At 72.0% G+C, this 12,038-nt stretch carries 12 protein-coding genes; 7 read left to right on the forward strand and 5 right to left on the reverse strand.

Features of this window, described 5'->3' with window-relative positions; all coding sequences use genetic code 11:
• Both GA0111570_RS02020 and GA0111570_RS02025 read right to left on the reverse strand, forming a co-directional pair.
• A complete protein-coding gene (locus GA0111570_RS02020) occupies positions 1-762 on the reverse strand; it encodes an A24 family peptidase (protein ID WP_092605803.1) in 762 nt (253 codons plus the stop codon).
• Positions 763-1,018: 256 nt separating this feature from the next.
• Complete coding sequence (locus GA0111570_RS02025; protein ID WP_092605805.1) at positions 1,019-2,050, reverse strand: sunset domain-containing protein; 1,032 nt, start codon at positions 2,048-2,050, stop codon at positions 1,019-1,021.
• A 234-nt stretch (positions 2,051-2,284) separates the two neighbouring features.
• Here GA0111570_RS02025 and GA0111570_RS02030 point away from each other — a divergent pair, with 234 nt between their 5' ends.
• Together GA0111570_RS02030 and GA0111570_RS02035 are read left to right on the forward strand one after the other, a co-directional pair.
• Positions 2,285-2,857 carry a peptidylprolyl isomerase gene (locus tag GA0111570_RS02030; protein ID WP_092605807.1) on the forward strand — a complete coding sequence of 191 codons (573 nt, stop codon included), beginning with the start codon at positions 2,285-2,287 and terminating at the stop codon, positions 2,855-2,857.
• A 130-nt stretch (positions 2,858-2,987) separates the two neighbouring features.
• Positions 2,988-3,734: a rhomboid family intramembrane serine protease gene (locus GA0111570_RS02035; protein WP_092605809.1), complete on the forward strand. Its 747-nt coding sequence runs from the start codon at positions 2,988-2,990 to the stop codon at positions 3,732-3,734.
• Between the two features lie 101 nt (positions 3,735-3,835).
• On the opposite strand, the gene GA0111570_RS02040 is transcribed toward GA0111570_RS02035, so the two are convergent.
• Both GA0111570_RS02040 and GA0111570_RS02045 read right to left on the reverse strand, forming a co-directional pair.
• Positions 3,836-4,111 (reverse strand): Lrp/AsnC family transcriptional regulator, encoded by a 276-nt coding sequence (locus GA0111570_RS02040; RefSeq protein WP_092605811.1) that lies wholly within the window; start codon positions 4,109-4,111, stop codon positions 3,836-3,838.
• 9 nt (positions 4,112-4,120) lie between these two features.
• Positions 4,121-5,965, reverse strand: a complete 1,845-nt coding sequence (locus tag GA0111570_RS02045) for a DEDD exonuclease domain-containing protein (RefSeq protein WP_245702979.1) — start codon at positions 5,963-5,965, stop codon at positions 4,121-4,123.
• Between the two features lie 184 nt (positions 5,966-6,149).
• On the opposite strand from GA0111570_RS02045, the gene GA0111570_RS02050 reads away from it, so the two are divergent.
• The 5 genes from GA0111570_RS02050 (at position 6,150) to GA0111570_RS02070 (ending at position 11,060) form a co-directional block, all read left to right on the forward strand.
• Positions 6,150-7,013, forward strand: coding sequence for a hypothetical protein (locus GA0111570_RS02050; protein WP_092605813.1), 864 nt, complete (start codon positions 6,150-6,152; stop codon positions 7,011-7,013).
• Positions 7,000-7,983 carry an ROK family glucokinase gene (locus GA0111570_RS02055; RefSeq protein ID WP_092605815.1) on the forward strand — a complete coding sequence of 328 codons (984 nt, stop codon included), beginning with the start codon at positions 7,000-7,002 and terminating at the stop codon, positions 7,981-7,983. The genes GA0111570_RS02050 and GA0111570_RS02055 overlap by 14 nt, the downstream gene beginning before the upstream one ends.
• A 94-nt stretch (positions 7,984-8,077) precedes the next feature.
• Positions 8,078-8,857 carry a lysophospholipid acyltransferase family protein gene (locus tag GA0111570_RS02060; protein ID WP_245702980.1) on the forward strand — a complete coding sequence of 260 codons (780 nt, stop codon included), beginning with the start codon at positions 8,078-8,080 and terminating at the stop codon, positions 8,855-8,857.
• A gap of 43 nt (positions 8,858-8,900) precedes the next feature.
• On the forward strand, positions 8,901-10,295 hold the full coding sequence (locus GA0111570_RS02065; protein ID WP_342689704.1) for a class II 3-deoxy-7-phosphoheptulonate synthase: 1,395 nt from the start codon (positions 8,901-8,903) through the stop codon (positions 10,293-10,295).
• Positions 10,296-10,391: 96 nt separating this feature from the next.
• Positions 10,392-11,060, forward strand: coding sequence for an arsenate-mycothiol transferase ArsC (locus GA0111570_RS02070; RefSeq protein ID WP_092605819.1), 669 nt, complete (start codon positions 10,392-10,394; stop codon positions 11,058-11,060).
• Here GA0111570_RS02070 and GA0111570_RS02075 read toward each other — a convergent pair.
• The gene (locus tag GA0111570_RS02075; protein ID WP_175557273.1) at positions 11,016-11,873 is read right to left on the reverse strand and encodes a cutinase family protein; all 858 of its coding nucleotides are present in this window, start codon (positions 11,871-11,873) and stop codon (positions 11,016-11,018) included. The genes GA0111570_RS02070 and GA0111570_RS02075 overlap by 45 nt on opposite strands.
• Between the last annotated feature and the right edge of the window lie 165 nt (positions 11,874-12,038).

The raw sequence follows: 12,038 nt of genomic DNA on the forward strand, positions 1-12,038 counted from the left end.
TCACGCGACGAGCGGCCCCGTCGGCTGCGCCAGGAGCGCAGCGGCGGGGCCGAGCCACATCCAGGGCCCGTACGCGTACGGGCCGCGGTGCCCGGCCACGGATCGTACGATCCCCCACACCGCGCCCAGCAGCGGCCCGGCGGCGAGGGCGACCCACCACTCGGTCCAGGACAGAGCGGCGCCGAGCGCGCCCAGTAGCGGGCTGATGCGCACGTCACCGAACCCGAGGCCGCGCCCCACCCGCCAGAGCGCGAGGTAGAGGGCGCCCGCAGCGGCTGCACCGAGCAGGACGCGGACCGGATCGGCGGCCGTGCCGCGTCCGAGCGCGAGGACGAGGCCTCCGGAGAGGGCCAGCGCAACGGCCCCTGCCGCCCAGGTGGCCCGGGTCAGTCCCAGCGGAAGCCAGGTGGTGGCCGCGTCGACGCCGACCAGGACGACGAAGAGGGTGGACCAGACCAGCCACAGCGGCAGCCAGGGCAGGGGCGCCAGGGTGAGGACGAGCAACGAGGCGACCAGCGAGACCGCTCCGCAGGCCGTCGCGAAGCCGCGGCCGGCCAGCGCCCCGTAGTCGGGCGGACGATCCGGCGGCGCCGACCCGAGGAGCGTCGGTCCGGCGGGTCCGGTGCCCTGGGTGTCGCCTGCCTCGGACTCGGTCTCGGCCGGCAACATCCGCAGCAGCGGGCCGGTCGCCGTGGCAGTGGCGATCCCGAGCAGGACGGCGGTGGGCACGGCGGCGACCAGGGGGATCGTCGGGCTCAGCACGGGACTCCTGTCCGGGGAACGGTCCCCACTCGCTCGGGACTACCGTGGTCATTTCTGCCACGGCGGACGGAGGGGAGGGTGACGGCCGGGGGGCTTGGCGATGAACGGATCGTGACGATCCGGTGGTGCGCCCGCGACCGGGGTGCCGGGTCGCGGCGATCCGGAGGAGGCGGACAGCGCTGGGTCGGCGGATGGAACAGGAGAGGGGCGGGAGGTCCATGACCTCCCGCCCCCCAGCTACGTCCTCGCGGCTACCTCAGCGGGTGGCCTTGGTGAAGCCGGCGGCCTGGGCGGCCTCCTCGGTGGCGAACCACACGTCGGTGATGGTGCGGTCGAAGGAGTCCGAGCCGGGCACGTGGTACTTCATCGACCGGGGGTTGCCCTTGATCGGGTACTCCGCCGGCGCGTCGGTCCCGATGTAGGAACCCTCGCCGTAGCCGGTGTCGACGGCGGACTCGGTGACGGTCTCGGCCTCGTCGGCCAGGGTCGCCGCGTCCGCAGCAGGCTCGGCGGCCGCGACGTCCTCGGCGGCCGTCTCGGTGACGTCCGCATCGGCGGCCGGGGCAGCGTCGGCGACGGGCTCCGGGCGAGGCGCGGCCGGCGGGGTGGGCTGGTAGTTCTGCCAGGCGTCCTGGCTCGGGGTGGCCAGCTTCTTGGCGACCAGGACACCCAGGCCGAGGAGGCCGGCGAGCACCAGGAGCACCTTCCAGGCCTTGCCGCCCTTGCGTCCCCGGCGGCCCTTCGTGGGCTCGACCTCGGCAGCCGCGTCGAGGAACTTCGCCGCCCGCGGGACGACGTCGTCGTGCAGGCGGGTGGCGGCCTCCTCGGCCAGCGGGCCGACGGCCAACAGGGCGTGCTCGAGGCGGGGGGCGAGGTTGTCCAGGGTCCCGCGGGCGCCGGCGGCGCTGCGGATCTTCGCCTCGTGCGCGACCGGGACCAGACGGGTCTGGGCATCGGCCACGTACGGCGCCAGGAAGTCCTGGGCCTGGCCGGCGCGTTCCTTGGCCTGCTCCGCGAACGGGGCGATCCGGTCCTTGGCCTGCTCGGCGAGGGGGACGATCCGCTCGCGGGCCTGCTCGGCCAGCGGCGAGAACCGCTCCCGCGCCTGCTCGGCCAGCGGGGCGAGCCGGGTCTGGGCCTCGGTGACCCGGTGGCTGCCGGCCTCACGGGCCTGCTCCAGGTAGGGGGTGGCGGCCTTGATGGCGGCGTCGACGGCATCGACCCCGACCTCGGTCAGGCTCCTGGGGACCTCTGCCTCGATGATGACCTTTTGCGTGTTGCGCTTCACTCTTGCCTCCGAAGATCCGTTTCTCAGCGCTTGTGACGCCCGTACTCAGCTGTCCGGTGGGGAAGGGGCGCGGCGGCCCCCTCGCCGTGTGGGACCAGACTAGCCGCCCGCGTCCGCGGACCGACAGAGCGGGGGGAAGTGACCTTGGACGCGGCGCGGGCCCCTCCGTGGCCACCACGTGGTGACGTCCGACCTTGTCCGGGCGGCTGGGCGTGACAAGATGGGCTCCGAGACATGACCGCGTCGTCGGGTCCCCGCACCCGCCGACCCGACGAAAGGCAGCTCGTGGCCAACTCCACCGCAATCCTGCACACCAACCACGGTGACATCACCATCACCCTGTTCGACGACATGGCGCCGAAGACCGTCGCCAACTTCGTCGGTCTGGCCGAGGGGTCCAAGGAATACACCGACCCGAAGACCAAGCAGCGCACCACGGGCAAGTTCTACGACGGCCTGACCTTCCACCGCATCATCCCCGGCTTCATGATCCAGGGCGGCGACCCGGTGGGCAACGGCACCGGCGGCCCCGGCTACCAGTTCGGTGACGAGTTCCACCCCGACCTGGCCTTCAACAAGCCGTACCTGCTGGCGATGGCCAATGCCGGTCCGGGCACCAACGGGTCGCAGTTCTTCGTCACCGTGGCCGAGACCCCTTGGCTGAACCGTCGCCACACGATCTTCGGCGAGGTCGCCGACGAGGCCTCGCGCAAGGTGGTCGACGAGATCGTCGCCGTGCCGACCGACCGTTCCGACCGGCCGCAGGAGCCGGTCGTGATGGAGTCGGTCGAGATCATCGCGGGCTGATCCCCTCGTGACGCAGCCCCAGGGGAGCCCGGGCCTCAACGGTCCGGGCTTCCGCCCCTGTTACCGGCACCCGGGTCGCGAGACCGGCATCAGCTGCCAGCGGTGCGGCCGACCGATCTGCGGCGAGTGCATGATCCAGGCATCGGTCGGGTTCCAGTGCCCCGAGTGTGTTGCCGAGGCCAAGGGGACCCAGCGCCGTCCGCGGATGCGGGTCCGCGCCGGATCGCTGGCCTCGCAGAGCGCCACCGTGCTGCTCATCGGGCTGATCGTGCTCGTCCAGGCGGTCGACAGCCTGTCCCTCAACCGGCTGCAGGGGTTGCTCGCCTACCAGGGGTACGCCGTCCTCGGCGGCCAGGTGTGGCGGCTGGTCACCCACGTCCTGGTGTCCGGCGGCATCCTGTCCCTGGTCATCAACGGCTTCGTGCTGTGGCTGTTCGGCCGGACGATGGAGACGATGTGGGGCCGGTGGCGCTTCCTGGCCACCTACTTCCTGTCCGGTCTGGGCGCCGCCGTGGTGGTGCTCATCGCCGGCCCGTCGGGCCTGGTGATGGGTGGCGCCTCCAGTGCGATCATCGGACTGCTGGCGGCCAACGCCGGGGCCAAGGTCCATGCCAAGGAGGACGCCCGCTCCGACTTCGTGCTGCTGGCCGTCCTGGTCGGTTTCAGCCTCTTCACCAACCCGGCGTTCGTGCTGGCCGATGTCGGGGCGATCCTCGCCGGCGGTGCCTGCGGCTGGCTGTGGGCCTCGGTGCCCCGCGGCGGGAGCAGCCAGCGTCGTGGCTCGCTCAGCCGGACCGACCAACTGCACCTGCGTGGCGCCCTGGCGGTGTTCGGCACGTGCATCGTCCTGACCGGGGTCGCGTTCCTGGTGCGTTGAGCTGGTCCCGTCCGGTCGGACGGTGATGGACCAGATGCTCGTGAAGGCCCGGTCGGTCGGTTCCGACCGGGCCGTCACGTGGTCTGGTCGCGCGTCGGGGGTCAGCTGCCGAGGCTGAAGGCGGCCTCGAGGTCGTGCTTGGAGTAGGCCCGGAAGGCGATGTGGGTCTCGGTCTCGATGATCCCCTCGACCTTGTTCAGCCGGTCCGACACGACGGCGGCGAGGTCGTCCAGCTCGCGTACGTGCACCATGGCGACCAGGTCGATGTTGCCGGTGACGGAGTACACCTCGGTCACCCCGTCGAGGGAGGCGATCTCCTGGGCGACCTCGGGGATGCGGTCGGTTTCGGCGTTCACGAAGACGATTGCGGTGACCATGGGGTCATCCTAGTCATCCCGGTCCGGACCGTGGCCGGCGAGGATCGCGGGCAGGTCCTCAGCCGCGACGGTGGTGTGCAGTGGCCAGACCCAGTCGCCCTGGATCTCGATCAGCCGGACCCCCGGCTGTTCCAGCCAGCCCGCCACCTGCTCGACCTCCTCGGGGAAGGCTGCGGCCCCCGACCGGGGCGGTGGGACTGACTCGGCGAGCAGGACCGTCTCCTCGGCCACCCGTACGGCGGACTCGCCCGGCCGGGTCCGGGCCGCGCCGGCCAGCCGCCCGTAGCGGATCACGTGGATCTCCCAGCCCGGACGTCCTGCGGCCCCTGCGGGGGCGAACGTGTCGGCGGTCCGGCGCGCCGCGACGATCTGCGGACAGGACGCCACCGAGTCGATCCGGTGGTGGCGGCGGCTCGTGTCGAGGAAGGCCTGCAGGCGACGCCGGACGTCCTCGGCCTCCTCGTACCGCTCGTCGTCGACCAGCGGTCCGAGCCGGGCCCCGTGCGCCGCCACCACCTGGCCGGTCCGTCCCGCCAGGGCGCCGGCCACCAGCCCGATGATCGAGGCATAGTCCTCCGGGGAGATCCGGTGGTCGCAGGGCGCCGGGCAGCGGCCCATCTCCGCCAGGGCACACGCGGGGGAGGGGCTGCGGGCGCTCAGCCGGGCGCTGCAGCGGCGGACCGGGAACGACTCCTGCAGCGCCTCCACCACCAGCTGGGCGGCCTCCCGGCCGGCGAACGGCCCGAAGCGGACCTTCTCCTTGGGGTCGCGCACCACCGACAGGCGCGGGAAGGCCTCCTCGGTCAAGGTGATCCACAGCGGGTGCGCAGCGCGCTTGGAGCGACGGTTGTAGCGCGGCTGGTGGGTGGTGATGAGTCGCAGCTCACGCACCCGCGCCTCCAGCGGGGTGCGGCACTCCACGTACGCCACGCCGTCCGCCTGCCGGATCATGTCCTCCATCCGGGCCCGCTTCTCGGAGGCGGTGAAGTAGCCCTGGACCCGTCGGCGGATGTCGAGGCTGGTGCCCACGTACAGCACCTCCCGTGCCGGTGTCCCGGCAGGCTCCGGCAGCGGAAGCTGATCGTCCGGAGCCGCGGTGGAGGGGGAGCCCGGGGGCCGGCCCCCGCCGGTGTCGTTGCGGTAGAACCAGTAGACGCCCGGGACGTGGGGGAGATCCTTCGCCCAGGGCTTGCGGTCGCGCCTGGTGGGCGAGACGGGCCGCATCGTCGCGACCAGGTCCTCCAGGGTCGTCACGTCCCGGTTGCCCACGCGGGCGATCAGGTAGTGCAACAGGTCCACGGTCGCCCGGACATCCTCCAGTGCCCGGTGGGTCGGGGTGGTGTCGGCGCGGACATGGGCGGCCAGCGTGCCGAGCCGGTAGTTCGCCACCTCGCCGTGGGGGATCACCTGCCGGGCCAGGGCGAGCGTGTCGACCACCTGGCGTGGGCGCCAGTCGTAGCCGAGCTGTTCGCAGCCCCGCCGCAGGAAGCCCATGTCGAAGCGGGCGTTGTGGGCGACCATCACGCAGCCGCGACTGAACTCGAGGAAAGCGGGAAGGGCGGCCGCCAGGGTGGGGGCCCCGCGCAGCATGGACGGGGTGATCCCGGTGAGCACGCTGATCTCGGCCGGCACCGGCCGCTCCGGGTCGACCAGGGTCTGGAACTCCCCGAGCAGCTCCCCGCCGCACACCCGGGCCGCGCCGATCTCGGTGATCGCCGCGTCCCGCCCCGTGCCGGTGGTCTCGAGGTCGACCACGCAGAACTCGACGGCGGACAGTTCCTCGCCGAGGTCGGCGAAAGACGGCTGCAGTCCGTCTCCGGCAAGGAGCCCGTCGAGGGGTCGTCGGTCGATCACGCGGCAAGGCTAGGCAGCGCCGCTGACACATTTCCTCGCCCGTCCAGATTCTCAGCCCGTCGGCAGCCGCGCCGATCGTCGGCAGCCGGACCGCCATCCGTCGCCGTGCCGCGTCGCCTATCGTGATGGGCGGCGTACGGGGGATCTCCCGCCGCCCGTAACAGGAGCCCGACGGGAGGCGCTGATGCCGTTCCAGCAGCCGGCCGCGGTACGCCCGGGACTCGCGGCGGCCGTGACACTCCTCGTGCTGTCGCTCCTGCTCGCGGTGTCCCTCTCCCCGGTCGGAGCGCCGGACCGGCCCGCCGGCTCGGCATCGGCCGGCCAGCGGTCGCTCGCCCTGGAAGCCTCCACCGTGGTGAGGATGCGCGACGGTACCCGGGTAGCCTGCGCCGAGCCCGCCGACTGCCAGGTCTGGGCCGTCGCCCTTGCCGCGGCGAGCAGGGCCCTCGACCCGGTCCTGCCCGCTGTCCCGCCCTTCTCCGCGGTCACGGTCATCGCCCCGACCCTGGCCGGTCAGGTGTCCGTGGTCGGCAACCGCAGCCAGGGCATCCCGGCGGCGACCACCCTGCTGGTCGGCGACGACCTGGTCCGCCGGGGGGTGGCCTCCCCGCAGGACCGCGGGCGGGTCTGGATCGTCGTCAACCCGGCGGTCACCCGGGCGGGCGGCGAGCTGCCCACGAGGGTGCTGACCCACGAGCTCGTCCATGTCCGTACCCGCGCCGCGGACCTTGCCGGACCGCTGTGGGTGGAGGAGGGGTATGCCGTGGCGGTGACCGAGCGTGTGCTGGGGCCATCGGCAGCAATCGCCCGACCAGGACCCGGGACGGGCGACACCCTTGCCCCTCCGGCATGGCCGTCGGACGACTGGGTGCCGAGCACGACCGAGGACTACGCCGTCGCCGGTGCCGTCGTCAAGGCCCTGGCCGGCCGGATCGGCTGGAACGGTGTGGCACGCTGGTACGCGGCGACCGGCGCGGGTGCAGGCTCCCGAACCATCGCCCGGAACCTGGAACAACAGATCACGGGAGGCAGACGTGCCCGCAGCTGACCGGCCATTCGCCATCGGCATCGACATCGGTGGCTCGAAGGTCGCCGCGGGGGTCGTGACCTCGTCCGGCGAGCTCGTCGACCGCCGGACCCTGCCGACACCGACCGATCGCGCCGATGCCGTGGAGGGTGCGATCGTCCGGCTGGTCGCCGACCTGTCCGCCGACCATCCGGTCACCGCCGTCGGGATCGGTGCCGCCGGCTGGGTCGACGAGACCCGGCGGATCGTACGCTTCTCCCCGCACCTGGCCTGGCGCAACGAACCGCTCGCCGACCGGCTCGCCGCCAGGCTCGAGCTGCCCGTCGTGATCGACAACGACGCCAACGCCGCGGCCTGGGGCGAGTACCGCTTCGGTGCCGGGCAGGGCTGCGACACGTTCGCGATGATCACCCTGGGCACCGGCATCGGTGGCGGGCTGGTGATCGACGGCGAGGTCCACCGGGGCCGCTGGGGCGTGGCCGGCGAGTGGGGCCACCTGTGCATGGTGCCCGACGGCCAGATCTGTCCGTGCGGGAACCGCGGCTGCTGGGAGCAGTACTGCTCCGGGGAGGCGCTGCGTCGCGAGGCCCGTGCGCTCGCCGGGACCGGCTCCCCGATGGCCGTCCCCCTGCTGGAGCTGGTCGGCAACGACCCTGAGGCCATCCGCGGCCACCACGTCACCACCGCGGCACTGAACGGGGATCCCGCCTGCCTGGAGATCCTGTGCGGGGTCGGGGAGTGGCTCGGCCGGGGCCTGGCCGGCCTGGCCGCCATCCTCGACCCGGCGCGGTTCGTCATCGGGGGCGGGGTGAGCGAGGCCGGCGAGGTGTTGCTGGCCCCGGCCCGTACCGCCTTCGCCCGGCACCTCACCGGCCGCGGCTTCCGGCCGCTGGCCGAGGTCGTCGCGGCCCGGCTCGGCAACGACGCCGGCCTGGTGGGCGCCGCCGACCTGGCCCGTCGAGCCGCCCAGGAGCCCTCGCCCCGGGCCTGATCGGTGGGCCGGGCGGCGTCGGGATCGCCCCGCCGGCAGCTGCCCGAGCAGACTCCGACCACCGAACGGCTCGCCAGTGGCTACGCTGTTGGACGTGTCCGAGATCGCGTACTCACTGTTCAAGAGCCTGCTGTTCCGCCCGGTGATCGCCGGGGTTTGGCGGCCCTGGGTCGAGGGCGCGGAGAACATTCCCGCCAGTGGTCCCGCGCTGGTGGCCAGCAACCATCTCTCGGCCGGCGACACGGTGGCACTCCCGGCGATGATCCCGCGCCGGATGGTCTTCCCGGCCAAGGCCGAGGCCTTCTCCGGCCACGACCTGAAGTCGAAGGTGGTGGCCTGGTTCCTCAAGGCCGTCGGCATGCATCCGATGGAGCGCTCCGGTGGCCGGGCCAGCGCCGAGGGCCTGCTGGAGGTCGCCGAGGTGCTCGACAACGGTGACCTGCTCGGCATCTACCCGGAGGGCACTCGCTCGCCCGACGGCCGCCTGTACAAGGGGAAGACCGGAGTGGCCCGGCTGGCCCTGCACGCAGGTGTTCCCGTCATCCCGGTCGCCATGATCAACAGCCAACTGCACAAGGGCCTGTTCGGGATCCCGATGATGCGCCGGGCGGGGATCCGGATCGGGCGGCCGCTGGACTTCAGCGAGTACGCCGGCCGGACCAACGACCGCGAGGTGCTGCGCTGGATCACCGATCGCGTGATGGCGGCGATCGACGAGCTGTCCGGGCAGGAGTACGTGGACGTCTACGGGACGAGCGTGAAGTCCGGGAACTTCACCCCTGAGCAACTGGCGGAGAAGGTGCTGGCACGGCCCGGCCTCGGGTCCACCAAGCCCCCGGTGGAGCTGCCGGGCGCGACCGACGACGGGTCCTGACATCGGGGCCGTCAGCCTTGGGTTTGCGCCTAGACTCGGGCTCGTGTCCGATGCCTCACGTATCCCGTCCCTCGACCAGCTGCATGCCATGAACCCGGCCCAGCAGCCGGTCTACGAGGACCAGACCGAGCTGGCCGACGTCGTCGCACAGCTCCGTACGCGCCCGCCGCTCGTCTTCGCCGGGGAGTGCGACGACCTGCGTACGCAACTCGCGGCCGTCGCCCGTGGCGAGGCCTTCGTCCTGCAGGGCGGGGACTGCGCCGAGACCTTCTCCGGCGTCACCGCGTCGAACATCCAGAACAAGCTGCGTACGCTGCTGTCGATGGCCGTGGTGATGACGTACGCCGCCCAGGTCCCGATCGTCAAGATCGGCCGGATCGCCGGACAGTACGCCAAGCCGCGCTCGAAGGACACCGAGACCCGCGACGGGGTGACCCTGCCGGCCTACCGCGGTGACGCGGTCAACGGCTTCGACTTCACCCCCGAGTCCCGGCGCAACAACCCGCGTCGCCTGCTGGAGACCTACAACGCCTCCTCGGCGACGATGAACCTGGCTCGCGCGCTGCTCACCGGTGGCTTCGCCGACCTGCGTACCGCGCACTCGTGGAACGCCGACTTCGTCCGCTCCGGCCCGGTCAACGAGCGCTACCTGCAGCTGGTCCAGGAGATCGAGCGGGCGCTGGCCTTCATGGTCTCGTGCGGCATGGACGACGAGGCGATGCACACGGTCGACTTCTTCTCCTCCCACGAGGCGCTGTTGCTCGACTACGAGCACGCGATGACCCGGATCGACTCGCGCACCCGTACGCCGTACGACGTGTCCGGCCACTTCATCTGGATCGGGGAGCGCACCCGCCAGATCGACGGCGCCCACGTGGAGTTCCTGCGCCACCTGCGCAACCCGATCGGCATCAAGCTCGGCCCCACGACCACGGCGAAGGACGCCCTGGCACTGGCCGACAAGATCGACCCGGACCGGGAGCCGGGCCGGCTGACCTTCATCACCCGGATGGGTGCGGGCAAGATCCGTACCAACCTGCCGCCGGTGATCGATGAGGTGATGGCCTCCGGCCGGTTGCCGGTGTGGGTCTGCGACCCGATGCACGGCAACACCTTCACCACCGAGGGCGGCGTCAAGACCCGTGCGTTCTCCGACGTGGCGGACGAGGTCCAGGGCTTCTTCGACGTCCACGACAAGTGCGGCACCTGGCCCGGCGGCGTCCATGTCGAGCTGACCGGTGACGACGTCACCGAGTGTGTCGGCGGCGTCGGCGAGCTGGGGGAGGGCGACCTCGACCAGCGCTACGAGACCGCCTGCGACCCGCGGCTGAACCGCAACCAGTCGCTCGAACTGGCCTTCACGGTGGCCGAGCGGCTCACCGATGGACGGATCCGTCGGTCCAACCCGGTGCAGGCCTTCGTTCCGGCTTCTTTCTGACCCGTCGAGCCGTCCGTGGCCGGTCCACCGGACCACGGACGGCCCACCCACGGTCCCGGGGCACCAGGGACGACCCGGCCGACGAGGGGATGGCTGATGGACCACCAGTTCCGCATACTGACCGTCTGCACGGGGAACATCTGCCGCTCCCCGGCAGCGGAGCTGCTGCTGCGCCGCGGACTGGGGCCGGGGGTGCTGGTGGAGAGTGCCGGCACGCACGCCCTGGTGGACAGCCCGATCGACCCTCTGATGGCCTCCACCCTGGGGCTGGCCGGTGCCGGCCCGGACAGCTTCCGGGCACGCGCGCTGGTGCCGGAGATGATCGAGCGGGCCGACCTGGTGCTGGCGATGAGCCGCGAGCACCGCTCGGAGGTCGTCACCCTGGTGCCCACCGCAGTCCGCCGGACCTTCACCCTGACCGAGTTTGCCGCGGTGCTGGCCGGCTGGGAGGAGGACGGGCAGTCCCGCCCCTTCTACACGGTCAGGCCGGGCGAGCGGCTGGAGGAGTTCATGGCCGTTGCCGCTCGCAGGCGCAGTTCGGGGCGCCCGGCGGAGTACGACATCCCGGATCCGTTCCGGATGGCGCCGGAGGTCTACCGGGACGCGGCAGACAGGATCAGTCTGGCCGTCGACACGATCGTGGGCTGTCTCGACGAGACCCCTGACGAACCGTTCGTGCTCCCGGTGCCGGAGCCGGTCGAGGAGGCGCGTCCGGGTACGTCAGAGCGCGGACTGCGACGTCTTTTCGGTCGACGCCATACGTGAGCGGGACTCCGCGGCGACGGCCGAGGCGGCCTGTCGGATGGCGGACGGATCGTTCACGTAGCTGTAGGTGTGCACGTCGAAGCCGGCGAGCATCTGGCCCGGGCCCGAGCTGGCCACGGCGAAGTCGCACACCGCGTCCCCGGTGTTGCACACCGACTGCCAGCGCTCCGGGTGGTCCCAGGAGGCGCTGATCGGCAAGGTGGTGGGGCGGTAGCGGTTGCCGGCGACCCACGGAGCCTCGTACGAGATGCCGTAGTGCTCGGTGCCGGAGGCGCTGGTGCCGTAGGACGAGCCGTCCTCGTTCGGGACCCGGTCCGGGTCGGCGATCACGATCACGCCGTCGATCCGGTCCATCAGGTGCGGGCCGTAGGCGTCCTGGTGGGCGGCCATGTCGGCCACGGCGCGGTGCACGACGATGGCACCCTGGGACTTGCCGGACAGCACGTAGCGTTCGGTGGGGCAGGCGGCCGATCGCTCGGCCAGGACACCCTCGAGCTTGGTGACGCCGGTGTCGATGCTGCGGAAGAAGTCCCCGGAGGAGTAGGGGGACGCGAGCGTCGTGACCTGGGCCGAGGGGTAGTCGATCGACATCGCCGCGGCCGACTGGCCCGGGATCTCGTTGCGGAACTGCTGCCAGGCGAGGGTCGACTCGCCACCCATGCCGAACTGGCCGCTGGCCGGGGTCTCGCCCGAGCCGCGCACGCCGACGAACATCACGTCCTGGCAGGGGGCGACGGTGGTGAGGGTGGTGACCGGATCCGGCTTCACCGCAGCATCGGCGGGCAGACCGTAGATCGCGCCGTAGAGTGCCACACCGGCTCCGAACCCAGCTGCCAGGCCACGCCGACGACGTCGGTTCATCACGGGCCTGGGGCCATGGGCAGAGGAGCCGGAGAGGAAGGGGAGGCGCACGCAGATTCCCTCTGTAGAGCGAGTCACCCCGAAGTGCGGGACGACGGTGTTCGTTCTCCCTATAGT

Source organism: Raineyella antarctica (assembly GCF_900092135.1).
GTDB lineage: Bacteria > Actinomycetota > Actinomycetes > Propionibacteriales > Propionibacteriaceae > Raineyella > Raineyella antarctica.